The organism is Sphingomonas flavida (assembly GCF_036663655.1).
In the GTDB taxonomy this organism is placed as follows: Bacteria; Pseudomonadota; Alphaproteobacteria; order Sphingomonadales; family Sphingomonadaceae; genus Sphingomonas.
The window spans coordinates 35,862-54,829 of the sequence record NZ_JAXOJH010000002.1; the positions used below are offsets into that span (position 1 = coordinate 35,862).

The 18,968-nt window shown below is 68.3% G+C and carries 22 protein-coding genes; 11 read left to right on the forward strand and 11 right to left on the reverse strand.

Features of this window, described 5'->3' with window-relative positions:
* The first annotated feature begins 17 nt into the window (after positions 1-17).
* From mutY to nudC, 3 genes are read left to right on the forward strand one after another with little or no spacing between them, the layout of a single operon-like run.
* Positions 18-1,067, forward strand: a complete 1,050-nt coding sequence (gene mutY / locus U1703_RS02300) for an A/G-specific adenine glycosylase (RefSeq protein WP_332784432.1) — start codon at positions 18-20, stop codon at positions 1,065-1,067.
* Positions 1,068-1,075: 8 nt separating this feature from the next.
* Complete coding sequence (locus U1703_RS02305; protein WP_443025755.1) at positions 1,076-2,392, forward strand: serine hydrolase domain-containing protein; 1,317 nt, start codon at positions 1,076-1,078, stop codon at positions 2,390-2,392.
* 2 nt (positions 2,393-2,394) lie between these two features.
* Entirely contained in the window at positions 2,395-3,246 is an 852-nt protein-coding gene (nudC, locus tag U1703_RS02310; RefSeq protein WP_443025756.1) for an NAD(+) diphosphatase, read from the forward strand.
* A gap of 123 nt (positions 3,247-3,369) precedes the next feature.
* Here nudC and U1703_RS02315 read toward each other — a convergent pair whose 3' ends face one another.
* Entirely contained in the window at positions 3,370-4,260 is an 891-nt protein-coding gene (locus U1703_RS02315; protein WP_332784435.1) for a prephenate dehydratase, read from the reverse strand.
* 127 nt (positions 4,261-4,387) lie between these two features.
* On the opposite strand from U1703_RS02315, the gene U1703_RS02320 reads away from it, so the two are divergent.
* The 4 genes from U1703_RS02320 (at position 4,388) to U1703_RS02335 (ending at position 8,136) form a co-directional block, all read left to right on the forward strand.
* Positions 4,388-5,098 carry a c-type cytochrome gene (locus U1703_RS02320; RefSeq protein ID WP_332784436.1) on the forward strand — a complete coding sequence of 237 codons (711 nt, stop codon included), beginning with the start codon at positions 4,388-4,390 and terminating at the stop codon, positions 5,096-5,098.
* 8 nt (positions 5,099-5,106) lie between these two features.
* Positions 5,107-6,147: an NAD(P)H-dependent flavin oxidoreductase gene (locus U1703_RS02325; RefSeq protein WP_332784437.1), complete on the forward strand. Its 1,041-nt coding sequence runs from the start codon at positions 5,107-5,109 to the stop codon at positions 6,145-6,147.
* A gap of 43 nt (positions 6,148-6,190) precedes the next feature.
* Positions 6,191-7,252 (forward strand): sialidase family protein, encoded by a 1,062-nt coding sequence (locus tag U1703_RS02330; RefSeq protein WP_332784438.1) that lies wholly within the window; start codon positions 6,191-6,193, stop codon positions 7,250-7,252.
* A gap of 65 nt (positions 7,253-7,317) precedes the next feature.
* Positions 7,318-8,136, forward strand: coding sequence for a shikimate 5-dehydrogenase (locus tag U1703_RS02335; protein WP_332784439.1), 819 nt, complete (start codon positions 7,318-7,320; stop codon positions 8,134-8,136).
* A gap of 21 nt (positions 8,137-8,157) precedes the next feature.
* On the opposite strand, the gene U1703_RS02340 is transcribed toward U1703_RS02335, so the two are convergent.
* A complete protein-coding gene (locus tag U1703_RS02340; protein WP_332784440.1) occupies positions 8,158-8,559 on the reverse strand; it encodes an EVE domain-containing protein in 402 nt (133 codons plus the stop codon).
* Between the two features lie 150 nt (positions 8,560-8,709).
* On the opposite strand from U1703_RS02340, the gene U1703_RS02345 reads away from it, so the two are divergent.
* Complete coding sequence (locus U1703_RS02345) at positions 8,710-9,096, forward strand: hypothetical protein (RefSeq protein WP_320451775.1); 387 nt, start codon at positions 8,710-8,712, stop codon at positions 9,094-9,096.
* 83 nt (positions 9,097-9,179) lie between these two features.
* On the forward strand, positions 9,180-9,458 hold the full coding sequence (locus U1703_RS02350) for a DUF3297 family protein (protein ID WP_332784441.1): 279 nt from the start codon (positions 9,180-9,182) through the stop codon (positions 9,456-9,458).
* Between the two features lie 230 nt (positions 9,459-9,688).
* On the opposite strand, the gene U1703_RS02355 is transcribed toward U1703_RS02350, so the two are convergent.
* The 4 genes from U1703_RS02355 to lipB all read right to left on the reverse strand — a co-directional run bounded on the left by U1703_RS02355 (position 9,689) and on the right by lipB (position 13,711).
* Positions 9,689-11,551 (reverse strand): ABC-F family ATP-binding cassette domain-containing protein, encoded by a 1,863-nt coding sequence (locus U1703_RS02355; RefSeq protein ID WP_332784442.1) that lies wholly within the window; start codon positions 11,549-11,551, stop codon positions 9,689-9,691.
* Positions 11,552-11,742: 191 nt separating this feature from the next.
* Positions 11,743-12,450 carry a hypothetical protein gene (locus tag U1703_RS02360; protein ID WP_320451778.1) on the reverse strand — a complete coding sequence of 236 codons (708 nt, stop codon included), beginning with the start codon at positions 12,448-12,450 and terminating at the stop codon, positions 11,743-11,745.
* Positions 12,451-12,676: 226 nt separating this feature from the next.
* Positions 12,677-12,949 (reverse strand): hypothetical protein, encoded by a 273-nt coding sequence (locus tag U1703_RS02365; protein WP_332784443.1) that lies wholly within the window; start codon positions 12,947-12,949, stop codon positions 12,677-12,679.
* Between the two features lie 90 nt (positions 12,950-13,039).
* On the reverse strand, positions 13,040-13,711 hold the full coding sequence (gene lipB, locus U1703_RS02370) for a lipoyl(octanoyl) transferase LipB (protein ID WP_332784710.1): 672 nt from the start codon (positions 13,709-13,711) through the stop codon (positions 13,040-13,042).
* 167 nt (positions 13,712-13,878) lie between these two features.
* Between lipB and U1703_RS02375 the strand changes: the two genes are divergently transcribed.
* Together U1703_RS02375 and U1703_RS02380 are read left to right on the forward strand one after the other, a co-directional pair.
* Positions 13,879-14,727: a hypothetical protein gene (locus U1703_RS02375; RefSeq protein ID WP_332784444.1), complete on the forward strand. Its 849-nt coding sequence runs from the start codon at positions 13,879-13,881 to the stop codon at positions 14,725-14,727.
* The gene (locus U1703_RS02380) at positions 14,727-15,473 is read left to right on the forward strand and encodes a hypothetical protein (protein ID WP_332784445.1); all 747 of its coding nucleotides are present in this window, start codon (positions 14,727-14,729) and stop codon (positions 15,471-15,473) included. The genes U1703_RS02375 and U1703_RS02380 overlap by 1 nt, the downstream gene beginning before the upstream one ends.
* Here the strand turns inward: U1703_RS02380 and U1703_RS02385 are convergent.
* The 5 genes from U1703_RS02385 to U1703_RS02405 all read right to left on the reverse strand — a co-directional run bounded on the left by U1703_RS02385 (position 15,463) and on the right by U1703_RS02405 (position 18,957).
* The gene (locus U1703_RS02385) at positions 15,463-16,056 is read right to left on the reverse strand and encodes a GNAT family N-acetyltransferase (RefSeq protein ID WP_332784446.1); all 594 of its coding nucleotides are present in this window, start codon (positions 16,054-16,056) and stop codon (positions 15,463-15,465) included. The two genes, U1703_RS02380 and U1703_RS02385, sit on opposite strands and share 11 nt — an antisense overlap.
* A 4-nt stretch (positions 16,057-16,060) precedes the next feature.
* Positions 16,061-16,921 carry an oxygen-dependent coproporphyrinogen oxidase gene (gene hemF, locus U1703_RS02390; RefSeq protein WP_332784711.1) on the reverse strand — a complete coding sequence of 287 codons (861 nt, stop codon included), beginning with the start codon at positions 16,919-16,921 and terminating at the stop codon, positions 16,061-16,063.
* A gap of 35 nt (positions 16,922-16,956) precedes the next feature.
* Positions 16,957-17,412, reverse strand: a complete 456-nt coding sequence (locus U1703_RS02395) for a tRNA (cytidine(34)-2'-O)-methyltransferase (RefSeq protein ID WP_332784447.1) — start codon at positions 17,410-17,412, stop codon at positions 16,957-16,959.
* Entirely contained in the window at positions 17,412-17,960 is a 549-nt protein-coding gene (locus U1703_RS02400) for an adenine phosphoribosyltransferase (protein ID WP_332784448.1), read from the reverse strand. Before U1703_RS02400 ends, U1703_RS02395 begins: the two co-directional genes overlap by 1 nt.
* A gap of 148 nt (positions 17,961-18,108) precedes the next feature.
* Complete coding sequence (locus U1703_RS02405; RefSeq protein WP_320451787.1) at positions 18,109-18,957, reverse strand: cytochrome c1; 849 nt, start codon at positions 18,955-18,957, stop codon at positions 18,109-18,111.
* Positions 18,958-18,968: the final 11 nt, after the last annotated feature.

The following is an 18,968-nucleotide window of genomic DNA, read 5'->3' on the forward strand; positions in this document are numbered from 1 at the left end:
CATGCCATAGCGGGCGGGTGGACGCCAAGCATTCATCATCGCCCGACTTTATCGCCGCCCGGCTGCTCGCCTGGTATGACCGGCATGCCCGCGACCTGCCCTGGCGCAGCAAGCCGGGGGAGGTGGCCGACCCGTACCGCGTCTGGCTGTCCGAGGTGATGCTGCAACAGACGACGGTGGCGGCAGTCACGCCCCGCTTCACCGCTTGGGTGGAGCGCTGGCCCGATGTGGCGAGCCTGGCGTCGGCGTCGGACGAGGACATCATGGCCGCCTGGGCGGGGCTGGGATACTATGCCCGCGCGCGCAATCTGGTGAAGGCGGCGCGTGCGGTGGTCGCCGAGCATGGCGGGCGCTTCCCCGCGACCGAGGCCGAGCTACGCGCGCTGCCGGGGCTGGGGGCCTATACGGCGGCGGCGGTGGCGGCGATCGCGTTCGGCGAGCGGGCGGTGGTGGTCGATGCCAATGTCGAGCGTGTGGTGGCGCGGCTGTTCGCGATCCGGACGCCATTGCCCGGCGCGCGCCCTGCGATCCGCGAGGCGACCGACCGCATCACGCCCGACGCCCGCGCAGGCGATTTCGCGCAGGCGATGATGGACCTGGGCTCCTCGATCTGCACGGTCAAGCGGCCGCAATGCCTGCTCTGCCCCATCGCCGACGATTGCCGCGCACGGGCGGAGGGTATTGCCGAGACGCTGCCCGCCAAGGCCCCGAAGAAGAAACGTCCCTATCGTCATGGCACCGTCTTCTGGATCGAGCGCGACGGCCGGGTCTGGCTGGTTCGCCGCCCCGACAAGGGGATGCTGGGCGGCATGCGCGCGCTGCCGACCGGGCCTTGGGTGGACGAGGGGCCGGGCCTGGAGGACGCACCGGGGCCGGGGCCCTGGACGATGCTGAACGAGACGGTCGTGCACGGCTTCACCCATTTCGAGCTGGAACTGGCGCTGGCACGAACCGATGGTTCGCCGGACGATTCGTGTCCGGGCGAGTGGTGGCCGATCGCCGATCTGGGAACCGCGGGCCTGCCCACCTTGTTCGCGCGGGCAGCCGATCTGTTGAAAAGGGCCTGATACCGATGATGCGCCATGTGATGATGACGGGCGGGGCGATGCTGTCCCTGCTGAGCGCCGCCGCCCCCGCGCAGCTTGCCGTGCCGAGCCGCGCAGTGGCGCCGCCGGCCGCGCTACCCGCGACGCAGGCCTTGTTCCAGACCTATGTCCGCAGCGGCAAGATGCCCGGCATCGTCGCGGCGATCGGGGTGGCGGGACAGCCGACGATGTTCGTTCAGGCCGGACGCACCGGTATCGCGCCCGACGCATCCGCTGTCGGTCCCGACACGCTGTGGCGCGTCTATTCGATGACCAAGCCGATCACCGCCATGGCCGCGATGATCCTGATCGAGGAGGGCAAGCTGAAGCTCGATCAGCCGCTGTCCGATATCTATCCGGCCTATAAGCAGATGCGGGTGCTGACCAACCCGCAGGCCTCGCTCGACAGCCGCCCGGCTACCCGGCCGATCACGATCCGCGAGTTGATGACCCATACGGCGGGCCTGGGATACAGCTTCACCGCCAAGGGCCCGCTGCTCAAGGAGTATGAGCGACTGGGGCTGATGCCCTATGCCGCCAATGCGCAGGTCGAGGCCAAGGTCCGCCCGACCCGTCCCACGACGCTCCAACAATTCGCCGAGCGCGCCGCCACCGCGCCGCTGATCGCCGAGCCGGGCACGCGGTGGAGCTATTCGATGGGCCTCGACGTGCTGGCGGCGGTGGTCGAAAAGGTGTCGGGCATGCCGTTCGAGCGGTTCGTTCAGACGCGCCTCTTTACCCCGCTCAAGATGACGTCGAGCTATTGGCAGGTCCCGGCCTCTGCGGCGAACCGGCTGGTCACCAACTACACCTTCCTGGGCGACACGATGGTGCCGGTCGACCCGGCCGCGACCTCGGTGTTCCGCCAGCCGCCCAGCTTTCCCTATGGCGGGGCGGGGCTGGTCATGTCGGCGCGCGATTATGACCGGTTCCTTCAGATGCTCCAGAATGGCGGCGAGGTGGACGGCGTTCGCGTGATGAAGCCCGAGACGGTGCGCATCGCCATGTCCAATCTGCTCCCCGAAGGCGTGACGTTCGGCGGCGTGGGCGGGACGACGGGCGGCGCGTCGGGTGAGGCGGCGATGGGTTTCGGCGCGGGCGGATCGGTGACGCTGGCCGATACGCCGGGCGGGCCGGGCAAGGGCACCTATGGCTGGGGCGGGGCGGCGGGCACCATCGCCTATGTCGATCCGACCCGGCATGTGCGCGGCGTCGTGATGGTCAATTACTTCCCCGCCGATCGCTATCCGCTGCGCCGCGATCTGGCGGCGACCCTGTATCAGGATCTGGGGCGGACGGCGAAGTGAGCATGCTGGGCTTTACCGGCGGGCGGCTCGATCGTGCCGATCCGCTGCGTCATGATCCGGCGGGGTTCGCAGGCGCGCTGGCCGATCCGGCGGCGCGGTTGCTGGTCCTGAACGACTATCAGCCGGAGATGGCGGAGGGACGCCTGCGCTGGACCACCATCGAGCCGGACGCGGTGCCGGAGGATCATGTCCTGCTGGGCATCGAGGACGGCATCCCGCATTTCGCGAGGATCACCGGCGAACCGGCGGTGGGGCGCTCGTTCGAGATGATCGCCGCGCTCCATGCGCTGGCGGCGGGCGAGGCGGCGACCTATGCCGCGGCGCGCTCGGTGCTCGACTGGCATGCGCGGCACGGTTTCTGTGCGAAGTGCGGGGCGGTGACCGCGCCGTTTCGTGCGGGTTGGGGGCGACACTGCGCGTCCTGTGGCACCGAGCATTTCCCGCGTGTCGATCCGGTCGTCATCATGATCGCCGAGCATGACGGCCGCGCACTGCTCGGTCGCCAGCCCGCTTTCCCGCCGGGGCGCTATTCGGCGCTGGCCGGGTTTCTGGAGCCGGGCGAATCGATCGAGGAAGCGGTCGCGCGCGAGCTGTTCGAGGAAGCGGGCGTGCGGGTGCGCAATGTCCGCTACATCGCCAGCCAGCCCTGGCCTTTTCCGTCATCGCTGATGATCGCCTGCGTCGCGGAGGCGGTGGACGACCGGTTGACCATCGATACGACCGAGTTGGAGGACGCGATCTGGGTATCGCGGGACGAGGTTCGCGCGGCGCTGGCGGGCGACGGCTCGCGCTTCGGCGTGCCGCCGGTCTATGCGATCGCGCACACGCTGCTGGAGGCGTGGGCCGCCCAATAACTCCTCCCCTGCAAGGGGAGGGGGACCATCCGAAGGATGGTGGAGGGGTGTCCCCGCTATCGAGAGGGTGACACCCCTCCGTGACGCTGCGCGTGCCACCTCCCCTTGCAGGGGAGGAATAGGTTACCCCCGCCGCCGTGCCTGGGGGTAGGTCCCCAGCATCCGCACCCATTTGCTGTGGAAGCCCAGTTCCTCGATCGCCCGGTCGAACGCCGGTTCGCCGGGGCGTCCCACCACGTCGCAGTAGAATTCGGTCGCCGCGAAGCTGCCGCCGCGCTGATAGCTTTCCAGCTTGGTCATGTTGACGCCGTTGGTCGCGAAACCGCCCATCGCCTTGTAGAGCGCGGCGGGGATGTTCTTCACTTCGAAGATCAGGCTGGTCATCCACGGCCCCTCGCCGACCGGCGGCTGGTTGCCGCGCGCCAGCACGACGAAGCGGGTCATGTTGCTGTCGCTGTCCGAAATATCCTCGGCCAGCAGGTTCAGCCCGTAGAGCCTGGCGGCGCTGGGCGGAGCGAGCGCGGCGGTGCGTGGATCGCCCATCTCCGCCACCCGTGCGGCGGCACCGGCGGTGTCGGCATAGGCGATCGGTCGCAACCCGTGCGCGCGCAGCCAGTGGCGGCACTGGCCCAGCGCCTGCGGATGGCTCATCGCCTCGACCAGTTCGTCACGCGTGCCCGTCGCCATCAGCGCGTGGCGGATCGACAGGAAATGCTCGCCGACGATCGCCAGCCCGGATTCGGGCAGCAGGAAGTGGATGTCGGCGACGCGGCCGTGCAGCGAGTTTTCGATCGGGATGATCGCCTGGTCGACCTTGCCCGTCTTCACCGCGTCCAGCGCATCGGCGAAATCGAAACAGGGCAGCGGCAGGCCGTCGGGGAATACCTCCATCGCGGCGACATGGCTGTTGGCGCCGGGCGCCCCCTGGAACGCGACGGCGCGTGTCGGCTCGGCCAGTGCGGCGGTCGTCATGCCTGCGACGATCGGGCGGGCGGGGGCGGCATAATTCTCCATGGCCCAGCGGCCTAGAGACGGCGGCGGGGCGGATCAAGGTGTGGCGTCCGACACAAAACTTGCCGTTCGCGAAAGCCGCACCTAAGGTCGGCGTTCAGGAGAGATATTGGCGGGGCAGCGAAACGCGATGGACCTAAAGACCAATACGATCGCGGGATGGGTGCTGGGCGCGGCAGGCGCGGCATTGGGCCTTTCGATCGTCGGAGGCATGATCTTCCACGAAGAACGTCCCGAAAAAATGGGCTATGCGATCGAAGGCGTGGAGGCCGAGGGTGCGGGCGGCGGTGCCGCCGAGGTGCCGATCGCCTCGCTGCTGCCCACGGCGGACGCGGCCAAGGGCGCCGAAGTCTTCAAGAAGTGCGCGGCGTGCCACACCATCAACCAAGGCGGCGCCAACGGCATCGGCCCCAACCTCTATGCGACGATGGGCGAGGCGATCGCGCAAGGCAAGGCGGGCTTTGCCTTCTCCGACGCGTTGAAGGGCGTCGGCGGCAACTGGGACTGGGACAAGATGAATGCGTGGCTGACCAGCCCCCGCAAATTCGCGCCCGGCACCAAGATGACCTTTGCCGGGCTGTCCAATCCGCAGGACCGAGCGAACGTGATCCTGTATCTCAACCAGCAGGGATCGAACCTGCCGCTGCCCGCGGCACCGGCGGCAAAGGCCGAACCGGCGGCGGGTGACGTACCGGCCAATGGTGCGGATGCGGCGGTGAACAAGGTGGCGGAGGACCCGCGCGCCGACACCGGCTCGATCGCCAATACCGGCACGCCCGCCAAGGGTGCACCCTCGGTCGATCCGCAGGCTGCGATCGAGGGGGCCAAGGCGCCACGCTAAGGTCCGTCATGCTGGACGGGCTGACCCTGGACGTGCCGCTATTGCAGGCACCGATGGCGGGGGTGTCGACCCCCGCCATGGCGGCGGCGGTCTGTAAGGCGGGTGGGCTGGGCGCGATCGCGCTGGGGGCGAACCGCCCCGACGCCGCCGCGGCGATGATCGCCGATACACGGGCGCGCACCGACCGCCCCTTTGCCGTCAATCTGTTCGTCCATGCGCCGCCGCGTCGCGATCCGGTGGGCGAGGCCGCCTGGTGCGACGCGCTGCGCCCTGCTTTCGCCGAACATGGTGCCAACCCGCCCGCGACGTTGCACGCCATCTATCCCAGCTTTCTCGACGATGAAGCGATGCTGGCCCTGCTGGTCGAGGCGCGACCGGCGGTGGTTAGCTTTCATTTCGGCCTGCCTCGCCCGGCACAGGTCGTCGCGCTGAAGGCGGCGGGATGCCGTCTGCTTGCCAGCGCCACGTCGCTTGTGGAGGGGCAAGCTGCCGAGCGGGCGGGAATGGACGCCATCGTCGCGCAAGGGCACGAGGCGGGCGGCCATCGCGGCCTGTTCGATCCCGATGCGCCAGACGACCAGCTGGGCACGCTGGCGCTGACCCGGCTGCTGGCGGTGCGGATGGCGGTGCCGGTGATCGCGGCGGGCGGGATCATGGACGGGGCGGGGATTTCGGCGGCGCTGGCGCTCGGTGCGGCGGCGGCGCAATTGGGGACGGCGTTCATCGCGTGCCCGGAAAGTGCGGCGGATGCGGCTTACCGTGCCGCGCTGCTGGGACCTGGGGCGGCGCATACGGTGATGACGCGCGCGATTTCGGGGCGTCCCGCGCGCTGCCTGGCCAACCGCTTCACCGCGCTGGCGGAGACTCTGGCGGGGCCGGTGCCGGATTATCCGGTCGCCTATGATGCGGGCAAGGCGCTGAACGCGGCGGCGAAGGCGCGTGGCGAGGCGGGGTATGGAGCGCAATGGGCGGGGCAGGGCGCACCGCTCGCCCGCGCGATGCCCGCCGCCGCGCTGGTCGCCACCATCGCTGGCGAGATGCGGCGATAGCGGCTATCCGCGCGGTCCCTGGTGGATGCAAAGGATGGGTATGATGCGGATCGTGATGGCGACGGCAATGGCGATCGTGGCGACGGCAAGCCCGGCGGCCGAACGACGCTCGCCGATCCTGCTGTCGGAGTTCGTTGATGCGGGCGCCCCCTATCCTCAGGCGCATGCCTCCACCCTGGTCCAGTTGCCGGACGGCACGCTGGCCGCCGCCTGGTTCGCGGGATCGGGTGAAAGCCGCCCCGATGTCCGCATCTGGTTCGCCCGTCGCGAGGCCGGGGGATGGAGCGCACCGCGCCCCGTCGCGGACGGCGTGGCGGCGGATGGACAGCGTCAACCCACCTGGAACCCCGTGCTGTTCCAGCCGCCCGGCCAGCCGCTGCACCTGTTCTACAAGGTCGGGCCGTCGCCGCGCGCATGGTGGGGCATGGTCATCCGGTCGAACGATGGCGGCCGTCACTGGAGCCGGCCCGAACGACTGCCCGACGGCGTGCTCGGGCCGATCAAGAACAAGCCGGTCATCGCCCCCGATGGTGCCTGGCTGTCGCCGTCCAGCCGCGAGGAGGGGACGGCGGAGGCCAATATCTGGTCGCTGCGCATCGAACGCAGCACCGACCGGGGCCGCAACTGGACCGTCACCCCCGCCATCGCCTCGCCCATGCATATCGAGGCGATCCAGCCGAGCATCCTGTTCCACAAGGACGGCAAGCTGGAGCTGGTCGCGCGGACGCGGCAAGGTGCGCTGGCGCAGAGCTGGTCGCGCGATGGCGGGGTAAGCTGGTCGCCGGTCGCGGCGATCGACCTGCCCAATCCCAATGCGGGCACCGATGCCGTGACCCTGGCCGATGGGCGACAGCTGATCGTGTACAACCATGCCGGACACGCACCGGGCACGCCGGGCGACGGCCCGCGCTGGCCGCTGAACATCGGACTGTCGGACGACGGCGTGCGCTGGCGCAACGTCCTGACGCTGGAGAGCAAGCCCATGCCCGACGGCTATGCCTATCCGGCGGTCATCCAGACGCGCGACGGGCTGGTGCATGTGACCTATACCTGGAACCGCCAGCATATCCGGCATGTGGTGATCGATCCGAAATTGCTGCGCTGATCGGGGGAAGCGGAGGGTCAAGGGCAGGGGATGCGCTGGCCGCCACCCTCCGCTAAACCCCTGGCATGACCACCAAGCCCCCCATCGGCCGCGATACGCGGCTTTGCATGTCGCTGTCGGCGCGGCCCGGCAATTTCGGTTCGCGGTTCCACAACCGGCTCTACGAGCTGACCGGCCTGGATTATGTCTACAAGTCGTTCAGCACGACCGATCTGGCGGCGGCGGTCGGGGGGATTCGTGCGCTGGGCATCCGGGGCTGCGCCATCTCGATGCCGTTTAAGGAGGCGGTGATCCCGATGCTCGACGGGCTCGCGGGATCGGCGGCGGCGATCGACAGCGTGAACACGATCGTCAACGATGACGGACGCCTGACCGGCTACAACACCGATTATGCCGCCGTCGTCGCACTGATCGCCGATATCGACCGGGCGACGCCCTTCTGCCTGCGGGGATCGGGCGGCATGGCCAAGGCGGTGGCGGCGGGCCTGCGCGACTCCGGGTTCGCGCACGGCACCATCGTCGCGCGCAACGAGGCAGCGGGACGCGGCCTGGCCGAGCTGTACGGCTATGACTGGGCCAGCGAGCCGCGCGAGGGGGCCGCATTGCTGATCAACGTGACGCCGATCGGCATGACCGGCGGCAATGCGGACGACCTCGCCTTTCCGGAGCGGCTGATCGACCGGGCGGATATTGCCTTCGACGTCGTGCAATATCCGCCCGAGACGCGCTTCCTGGCGGCGGCGCGGGCCCGCGGGAAGCGCATCATCACCGGCACCGAGGTCGCGACGATCCAGGCGCTGGAGCAGTTCATCCTGTACACCGGCGTCCGCCCGACCGCCGAGCAGGTCCGGGAAGCGGCGGATTACGCCCGAAGTCTGGGCTGATCCTCCCCCTGCCGGGGAGGATCAGGTTTCGGCCATCGCCATCAGCACCGCCCATTCCGCTTCGCCGACCGGCGATACGGATAACCGCGACTGGCGCAGCATCGGCAGGTCGGCCAGCCGCGCCTCGCCCTTCATCGCCGCCAGCGTCACGGCGCGTGCCAGCGGGCGATCGGGTGCGATCTGCACCGACACCCAGCGTCTGTCATCGCCGTCCTCCCTGGCGGCGCGGGTGATCGTCGCGATGCCGACCGCCGCCTTGTCCTTGCCGCTGTGATAGAACAGCGCATGGTCGCCCACCGCCATCGTGCGCAGGTGCTTGGCGGCGGCGGCGTTGCGTACGCCGTCCCATTCCGTCGCGCCGTCACGGACCAGATCGTCCCAGCCATAGCTGTCCGCCTCCGACTTCAGCAGCCAATAGGCCATATCCCGATACTCTCCCGCCATGCGCCTGAACGAGGACTAAACACCGCATTCCGCGTCCATTCAGCCCGATCGTGCCAAACAACGCAACACGGACGCCATGGGCGCGTTTTGCGATCAGCGGACCGGGCGTATGAGTATCGGAGGTTCGATATGAACGGGATTTTGAAGAAGCTGGGATTGGGGCTGGCCCTGGGCGCCACCGCGCTGACCGCGGCGGCGCCGGCCGAAGCGCAGCGCTGGGGTCGTGGCTGGGGCGGGGGCTATTACCACCGGGATCGCGGCGGAGATGCGGTGGCGGGCGCCCTGCTCGGCGGGATCGTCGGTCTGGGTGTCGGGGCGGCGATCGCCAGCAGCAATCGGCCGCGCTACGTCGATCGCGGTTATTATTACGATCGCGGCTATGACCCCTACTACGCACCGCCGCCCCCGCCGCCGGTGTATCAGTACGAGTATCGCGGCTATGCCCCGCGGTGCTGGAACGACTGGCGCTGGGACCCCTATTGGGGCCGCAACGTGCAGGTTCGGGTCTGCGACTAATCCCCAGGGCGGCGTCGGGAGTGATCCCGGCGCCGCTTTTCTTTTGCTTGGCAGGGTGGCCGACTCGGCGTTAAGGCCGGGGCATGACCGATACCGTTCCCGATCGCCTGTCCACCAACCCGGACAGCCCCTATTTCGACCAGGACCTCCTCTCGCGTGGGGTCGGCATCCGCTTCAAGGGTGCGGAGCGCCGCGATGTCGAGGAATATTGCATTTCCGAAGGCTGGATCCGCGTCGCGCTGGGCAAGAAGGTGGACCGTCACGGTCGCCCGCTGACCCTGAAGCTGAACGGTGAAGTCGAAGCGTGGATCGAAAATCCGGCCGATAGTGAAGACGCTGCCGAGGGTTCGGACGAAGCGTAATTCCATGTCCCACCCCGGCGAAGGCCGGGGTCCAGCCTCTGTGTGCGGGCAATAGCCTCCCACGCGGCGGCCAGCGCGCCATCGGCGTTATGGAAACTGGGCCCCGGCCTTCGCCGGGGAGCAGGTCGGTATTGAGGGATAAGTGCACCCCAACCGCCGTTCAGGCTGAGCAAAGTCGAAGGCCAAGGGCAACCCTCTCAGCCCTCCAACCTCGCCCATAGGCAAGCGGATTACGCCGCCTCCATCGCCTCGCCCGCTTCCATCCAGCGCACTTCCGCCTCGGCCAGCTTCTCGACCACCTCGGCCCGGCGCTTGTTCAGCTCGCCCATCGACAGCTTGGCATGGCGCGGTTCGGCGGCTTTGGGGTCGTTCATCGCCTTGTCCAGCGCCTCGCGTTCGCGGGTCAGCTTGGTCATCTCGTCCTCGATGCCGCGCAGCGTCTTCTTCATCGCATTGAAGCGTTCGCGCTGCTCGGCCGAGGCCTTCTTGCTGGCGGCCCGGTCCGCCTTGGACGCGGCGTCACCCTGGCCCGCATCGCCCTTCAGGACGAAGGCGATGTAATCGTCGAGCGACCCGTCGAATTCACGCGCGGTGCCGTTGTCGACCAGCACCAGCCGGTCGGCGGTCATCTCGAGCATGTGGCGGTCATGGCTGACCAGCACGACGGTGCCCTTGTACATGTTGAGCGCCTGGACCAGCGCTTCGCGTGCGTCGACGTCCAGGTGGTTGGTCGGCTCGTCGAGGATCAGCATATGCGGTGCGTCGCGGGTGATCAGCGCCAGCGCCAGCCGCGCACGCTCGCCGCCCGAAAGCTTGCCGACCTTGGTCGTCGCCTTGTCGCCCGAAAAGCCGAACCGGCCCAGCTGTCCGCGCACGGCCGCCGGGGTCGCCCCGCGCATGATGCGCGTCATATGCTCCAGCGGCGTGTCGTCGGTGTCGAGTTCCTCGACCTGATACTGGGTGAAGTATCCGACGCGCATCTTTCCGCTCGAATTCATGTCGCCTTCCATCGGCGTCAGCTGTGCGGCAAGCAGGCGGGCCAGCGTCGTCTTGCCGTTGCCGTTGCGGCCCAGCAGGGCGATCCGGTCGTCCGGGTCGATGCGCAGGTTCAACCGCTTCAGGATCGGCGTCTCGGCATAACCCACGCTCGCCAGGTCCAGCGTAATCAGCGGCGGGCGCAGCTGGTCGGGATCGGGGAAGTCGAAGGACAGCGACGGATCGTTCGCCATCTCGGCGATCGGCTGCATCTTGGACAGCATCTTGGCGCGGCTCTGCGCCTGCTTGGCGGTCGAGGCGCGGGCCGAGTTGCGCGCGATATAGTCCTGCAGCTTGGCGCGCTGCGCCTCCTGATTCGCCTTGGCCGCGGCAAGCTGCGCCATGCGTTCGGCGCGCTGGCGCTCGAACGAATCGTAACCGCCGGGGTACAGCGTCACCTTGCCGCCTTGCAGGTGCAGGATGTGGTCGACGACGTTGTTCAGGAAGTCGCGCTCGTGGCTGACCAGCAGGATGGTCGCGCGATAGGATTTCAGGAAATCCTCCAGCCACATCACCGCTTCCAGGTCGAGGTGGTTCGACGGTTCGTCGAGCAGCAGCACGTCCGGGGCCGAGAACAGCAAGGCGGCCAGCGCCACGCGCATCTTCCACCCGCCCGAATAGCTCGACAGCGGGCGCGCCTGCATCGCCTCGTCGAAGCCCAGGCCCTGCAGGATGCTGGAGGCCCGCGCAGGCGCGGTATAGGCGTCGATGGCGATCAGGCGCTCATAGATATCGCCCAGCTTTTCCGGATCGCTCTCGGTCTCGCTCCGCTCCATCAGGTCGGCGCGCTCGATATCGGCGGCCAGCACCGTTTCGAAGGGGGTGGCGGTGCCGTCCGGGGCTTCCTGCGCGATATAGCCGAGCTTGGCGCCCTTGGGCATCTCGCACGCGCCGTCATCGGCCTCGAGCTGGCCCGCGATCACGCGGACGAGCGTCGACTTGCCGGCGCCGTTGCGGCCGATGAGGCCGACACGGCTGCCGGGGGGGAGGGCCGCGGATGCGCCATCAAGGATCGTGCGGCCGCCCAGGCGCACGGTGATACCATTCAGATTGAGCATAGGCGGCGCGCCTAGCAAATTCTGGGGAGAAAGGGGAGAGGGCGTTTATCCTCCCCGGCACGGGGAGGGGGACCGCCGCGTAGCGGTGGTGGAGGGGGATTTCCACATAGGGCGTCCTTGGCGGCTCTGCCCCTCCACCATGCTTCGCATGGTCCCCCTCCCCAAGCACAGCTTGGGGAGGATTGAGTCGGTCAGCGTGCCGCCAGGCTGGTGGCGCCGGCGGGCGGCCAGTTCTGCGGGCCGCACTTCTTGACGACCCATTCGGCCTTCTTGTTCCAGCACAGCGTATCCAGGCGCGGCATGGTCGCGGCGAAATGCTCGCGGCCGATATAGCGCGGGAAACGCTGCTCGCCATAAGGGGTCAGGCTGTTGCGCAGCTGACGCATCCGGTCGACCGCCAGCTCGCCCAGATGGCCGCGTGGCGTGAAGATGGCCTGGTGCGCGATCTCCCCGGCCGTCTGGCAGAAGTTGAGCTGCGCCGCGACCGCCGCGAAGCTGGAATAGGTGCGCGTGCCATATTGGTCGAGCGCCATCTGGCCTGCGCGCGGCGTCTTGTTCGTCCGCTTGAAATAGTCGGAGAGCGTGTCGAACGCGCCCTTCAACTCGGCGTCGTGATCCTTCAGGATCGCATTATAGTTCGCGACGGTCGAGAGCATCGGTTCGAACTGGCATTGCAGCGCGGCCACGTTCAGCGCCGCCCGCATGTTCCACAACAGACCTGCGCGCAATTCCGCCGGAGTCGCGCCGGGCAGGGGCTGGCCGATACCCGGTTCGTCACCCTGGACGGGCTTTCCCTGGAAATTATAGGGCTGCAGGAAGAATTGTGCCGATGCGGGTGCCGCGGCACCCATCCCCCAAAACGCCGCGCCAGCGACCAGCGCGGTACGCACCACCTTCATTATATTCCGATCCTTCCCCCGGAGGGCCTTCGAGCGTCCCGAAACATAACGCTTTTTGGCCTTTTCCCCAAATGGAAATCGCGGCGTCTTGCCGATTGCGCGACGGGCGCGGTCGTTACGGGAAGGTAGTGAAAGTCCGGCGTTTCAAGGGCTTTGCCGCCCAAATGAAAAGGGCCGCCCGGTCGCCCGGACGGCCCTTTCCGATCGGGTGTGACCCCGACGATGATTACATCGCGTTCGATGCGTTCATCGACATGGTGTCGTTCGACATCATCATGTCGTTGCCCATCGTGTCGTTGGCCATCGTGCCACCGTTCATCGCGCCGTCGACGGCGGTCATGTTGTCGGTGGTCGTGGTGTCCATGCTCTCCGAAGCGTTCATTTCGGTGGTCATGTTCGCATCGGCAGTGTTCTCGGTCTTCGAGCCGCAAGCCGAAACCGCGAGCGCCGCGCCGGCGATGATCGAGCCCGTCAGGACCTTGGAGATGATTGCACGCATTGGAAGCTCCCTTGATATTATGGATTTGGAATGGCTTGCTGGCCCTATTACCCAAATCGGGGTGGACATTAATCGGATACCGCCCGGTCCTCAAGCCTCGTTTTGTCGCACCGCATCGAGACTTTCGAGGAAACCCGGAAATGTGAACGCAAGCGCCTCGTCAAAGGTTGCCAGGGAGTCGACACCGTTCAACGCAAAAAGGCTGGTGACCGGAAATTCGGGCAGCCCGCAGGGGACGATCCCCCCGAAATGGGACAGATCGGGCGCGATATTGATCGCAAAGCCGTGCAGCGTGGTCCAGCGCTTCACCCGCACGCCGATCGCGCCGATCTTGGCCTCCGGGCCGCCGTCGCGGGTCCAGATGCCAACGCGTCCGTCGACGCTGAAGGCGTGGACGCCCAGCCGCGCCAGCGCCGCGATCAGCCAGTCCTCCAGCCCGTGGACGAACCGCCGCACGTCGCGTCCGCGCTTGGTGAGGTCGAGGACCAGATAGCCGGTCCGCTGGCCGGGCCCATGATAGGTGTATTTGCCGCCACGCCCGGTCTGGAACACCGGAAAGCGCGGGTCGACCAGTTCGACCGGGTCCGCGCTGGTCCCGGCCGTATAGACGGGCGGATGTTCGAGCAGCCAGACGAGCTCGCGCGCTTCCCCTTGTGCGACGGCGGCGGCGCGCGCCTCCATCTCGGCGAGTGACTGGTCATAGGGGGTCAGGCCGGGGCTGATCCGCCATTCGATATCGGGCATGTCGGGGGTCTGGGTCACGGTGGCCCGTATCTGCGCCTCCGTCCCCCGCGATGCAAGTATCGGCCGCCCGACGGGGGCGTTCGGCACGTGGGGCATGGCACCGATGGTATTGGCGGGGCCAATCGTCTAGGCCGATGGTCCAGGTGAAACGGGACGGGTGGGGTGACCCGGCCAAGGGAGGAATGATGACCGTCAGGATCGGAACCGTGTGGGACAGCACGCAGCAGGTGCTGGCGGGCAGGACCGGAATGCTCGCGCCGATCGCGGCGATCGGCTTCGTCCTTCCCGCGTTGGTCCAGGTGCTGCTGCTGCCGCGCGAACCGGGCATATCCGTCGGGGTGGCCGGGGTCGTCATGACCTTCGTGTCGCTGGTGCTGGGGATCTGGGCGCAACTGGCGATCATGGCGGTCGCGACCCATCCGTCGACGACGACCGCCGATGCATCGCGCGCCGGGCTTCGTCGCCTGCTGGCGGTGCTCGGCGTGGCGATCGCGATGGGCGTTGTGTTCGCCATCGTCGTCCTGGTGCCGATCCTGGTGCTGGGCGCATCGGGCTATGACTTTGCCGCGGCGATGGCCGCCAACGGCGATCCCTCGAAACTGCCGCCGATGACGTCGGGCTCGGCGCTGTTCCTGATCGTCTATGGGCTGGTGGTCGGCGTCGCCTCGCTCTGGCTCGTGGCGCGGTTGATGCTGGTCTATGCGGTCGTCCTGAACGAACGGCGCGAATTGGGGGCGATCCGCCGCTCGATCGCGCTGACGCGGGGCATGACCTGGCGGCTGATCGGCGTGTTCGTCCTTTTCCTGATCGTCCTGACCGTCGCGACGAGCGCGGCGCAGGGGATCACCGGCGCGGTCCTGCGCCTGATGCTGGGGGCGGACGGCGCGCCGGTCGCGGTGACCGTGGCGACCTTGGTCGCGGCGGTGGTCAGCGCGGGCTTCATGACGCTGGCCTATGTCTTCGTCGCGCGGCTGTACGTCGCGGCGACGGGCGAGGAAGCGCGCCTGGCCGGGGATGGTTCGCCGTCGCTGTGATGAAACTGGATGTCATGGCGACGCTGCGCGATGCCTGGGGCCTGTTCCGCCGGGATCGCGACCTGCTGATCCGGCTGGCGGCGCCCTTCCTCTTCCTGCCCGCGCTGGCGCTGGGCCTGCTGGCGCCGCTTCCACCCCTGCCGCCGGAGGGTGGGGGCGAGCCGAGCATGCGGGCCATGGCGTGGATCGATTCGGTCAGCGCCTGGGCGGGCCAATATGGCGGCTGGTATTTCGCGGCCTATGCAATCGGGATGATCGGCACGGCGGCGGTGCTCGCGCTGGAACTGGGCGGCGGCTCGACCAATGTCGGCGAAGCGCTGGGTCGTGCGCTGAAGGCCGCGCCGCGTTTCCTGCTGGCGATGATCCTGGTCGGCATTCCAGTGGGGGCGGGCACGCTGCTCTATATCCTGCCGGGGCTGTACATTGCGGGCCGGCTGCTGCTGGTCGGGCCGGTGCTGTTCGCCGAGCGGCGGATGGCAGCGCTGGCCGCGATGGCGCGCTCGGTCAAGCTGACGCGCGGTGCGGGGCTCTCGATGGCGGCGTTGGCGTCCTGCACCTATCTGGGCGGGATCGTCGCGGGCCAGCCCTTCGTCGCGCTGGTCGAGGTCGTGAAGGGTGACGGCGGGGCGGGCAATCCGGTGGCGATCGCGCTGTTGCAGGCGGGCGCGGCGGCGGTGGCGATGGCCGCCGGGCTGGCCCAGGCGCTGATCTCGGTCGCCGCCTATCGTCGCCTGGTCAACCGGTAGGCGCCAGCTGCGGGATCTGCGGCGCGGCGTCTTCCGGCAACAGGCCGAGGCGGCGGGGGTCGGGAAACGTCTCCACCGCGCGCGAGACGGCGGTAAAGCCCTGCTTGCGGTAGAAGTTCAGCGCCGACGGGTGGTCGAGCGTGCAGGTATGCACCCACACCCGTTCGACCCCCGGCGTCCAGGCGCGCATCATGGCCTGCGCCATCAGCCAGCGGCCATGGCCACGCCCGGCCAGTTCGGGCACCAGCCCGAAATAGCCGATCTCGCACGCACCCGGCTGGCGATGGTCCAGCTCGAGCAGGCCGACCTCGATCCCCATCCGGTCGACGACCGCAAAGACCGAGACGGCGGGATCGTGGATGATCGCGGTCAGCGAAGCCTCGTCCATCACCAGCCGCGAGAACCACAGCCAGGGCGCGCCGACCCGTGCGAACAACGTCCGGTACTTCGCCGGATCGGGCCGCGCCCAGGCCGCCAGCGACAGCGGCGAGGCGGGCAGGGGGCGCGGGCGCGGGCGTTCACGCATTTCCAGCGTGGTGACGATGGTCGCGATCTCGGTCTGGTCGACGGGGGTCAGCGCCATGACCTTATTCCCAGGTCGCGAGCGGCGGCAGGCTCATCAGGATGGCGTCGATGTTGCCGCCGGTCTTCAACCCGAACAGCGTGCCGCGATCATAGACCAGGTTGAATTCGGCATAGCGGCCGCGCCACGCCAGCATCTGCGCGCGATCCGCCTCGGTGAAGGGCAGGCCCATGCGCCGCCGCACGATGCGCGGGTAGACGTCCAGGAACGCCTCGCCGACATCGCGGGTAAAGGCGAAGTCGGCGGCGAAATCGCCCTCCAGATGGTCGTAGAAGATGCCGCCGACGCCGCGATGCACCTGGCGATGGGGGATGTAGAAATAGTCGTCGGCCCATGCCTTGAACCGGAGGTAATGGCCCGCGTCATGCGCGTCGCAGGCCGCCTTCATCCGGGCATGGAAGTCGGCGGTATCCTCTTCGATGGGCAGCGGCGGGTTCAGGTCCGCGCCGCCGCCGAACCAGCGCTTGGTCGTGGTCAGGAAGCGGGTGTTCATGTGCACGGCGGGCACATGCGGGTTCGCCATGTGCGCGACCAGGCTGATCCCGGTCGCCACGAAGCGCGGGTCGTCGCCCGCACCATGGATCGTCTTGGCGAACGGCCCCTCGAAGGTGCCGCCGACGGTCGAGACGTTGACGCCGACCTTTTCGAACACGCGGCCCTTCATCACGCCGCGCACGCCGCCGCCGCCGGGCTCACCGCTGGGATCGGTGCGGTCCCAGGCGGTATAGTCGAAGGCGGCGTCCGATCCGGCCTCCCGCTCGATCGCCTCGAACTCGGCGCAGATCCGGTCGCGCAGGGACTCGAACCAAAGGCGGGCGGCGTCCTGCTCGGCGTCGAGCGCGATTTCGGGGATACGGCTGGTCATGTCGGCCGCGTTCTGGGCGGGCGCAGGGGGCAGGGTCAACCGGGTATTTGGTCCCAACCGGTTTGGCGCCGCGCCTCGGCCAGCAGGATGCCGCCGGTGATCGCGACGTTGAGCGAGCGGACGCCAAGCCGCATCGGCACGCGCACGCGAATGTCGGCGGCATGGTGCACCGCCTCCGGCACGCCCGCCCCTTCCGAGCCCAGCAGGATCACGTCGTCGGGGTGGAACACCATCTCGGGCAGCGGCACCGCGCCCAGTGTCGTGGCCAGCACGACCCGGCCGCGGCTCGCCGTGCGGAAGGCCTGCCAGTCGGCATGGCGCACCACCTGGGCCATGGTGGCATAGTCCATCGCCGAGCGGGCCAGCGCGCGGTCGGAATAGGGAAAGCCCATCGGCTCGATCAGGTCGACCGCGACGCCGAAACAGGTCGCCGTGCGGATCAGCGTGCCGACATTGCCCGCAATATCGGGCTCATACAGGGCAAGCCGCATCAGTGCCCCGGAAAGGATAGCAGCGCATCGACCGCGATGTCGTCCTGGCGCAGCGCATCGGCCCCGCCCAGATCGGGCAGGTCGACCAGGAACTGGGCCTGCTCGACCACGCCGCCCGCCTTGCGGATCAGCCGGACGGCGGCGCGTGCGGTGCCGCCGGTGGCGATCAGGTCGTCGACCAGCAGCACGCGCGCTCCGGGGACCAGCGCATCCTCGTGGATGGCGATCCGGTCCTGGCCATATTCCAGCGCATAATCCTCGGCGATGGTTGCACCGGGCAGCTTGCCGTCCTTGCGGATCAGCAGCACGCCCGCGTTCAGCGGCACCGCCAGCGCGGCGGCGAACAGGAATCCGCGCGCCTCGATGCCCGCGACCAGATCGACGTTCCCTCGCGTCGCGGCGGCCATCCGCTCGATCGCCTGCGCATAGCCCCTGGGGTCGAGCAGCAGGGTGGTGATGTCGCGGAACTGGATGCCGGGCTTGGGAAAGTCCGGGATGGTCCGGATCAGGGCTTTCAGGTCGTCATTGGCGCTCATGCGTCGCGTCATGGGCCTCTGGGGCGCGGCGGTAAAGGGGGGGCGAAGCTCCCTCAACGCCCGTTCGGCCTGAGCGGGGGGTGGGGACGTGTTACCCAAATAAAATGGGCGGCCTCCGTGTCGGAAGCCGCCCCAGGCGCTCGTACGGGCTTGCCCGATCTCAGTGTTTCACGTCGCGCCAGACATTCTGATACGCGCCCCATGCCAGGAAGCAGAAGATCAGGATGAAGATCACCGCGCCGATCCCGGCCGAATGGCGCGCCTCCAGCTTGGGCTCGGCGGTCCAGGTCAGGAAGGCGGCGACGTCCTTGGCCATCTGGTCGCGGGTGGCCAGCGTGCCGTCGGTATATTGCACCTGGCCGTCTTGGTTCAGCGGCGGCGGCATCGCGATGTTGAGGTTCGCGAAATACGGATTGTAGTGCAGACCCGTGGGCGTCTTGATGTCCGGGAACTTGCGCAGCAGCTCGGCGGGCTGGTTGCGATAGGCGTCGGGGCCGATCAGCGAATAGACGTAATTGGTGCCGTCATGCCGCGCCTTGGTCATCAGCGACAGGTCGGGCGGCAGCGCGTTGTTGTTGGCCGCGCGTGCCGCGACTTCGTTGGCGAAGGGCGAAGGGAAGCGGTCGGCGGGCACGTTCTTGCGCGTCGTCGCCTCGCCCGTCTCCGGGTTGATGCTCGGCTGTTCGATCGCCCATTGGTTGGCGATCGCCTTCACCTCGGCGTCGTTATAGCCCAGGTCCTTCAGGTCGCGGAACGCCACGAGACGCAGCGAGTGGCAGGCCGCGCAAACCTCCTTGTAGACCTGCAGCCCGCGCTGCAGCTGGCGGCGGTCGAAACGGCCCAATATGCCGTCGGAGGCCAGATGCGCCTGTTTGGGATGAAGGTGGAACTCCTCCTCGGCCGAGGGGGCTGGCGGATCGGAGACGAGCCCCGACACGCTGCCCCACAGCGCGATGGCGAGGACCAGGGTGAAGGCCGCCCCGACCAGGAATGCGATACCACGAACCATGTTCAGCTATC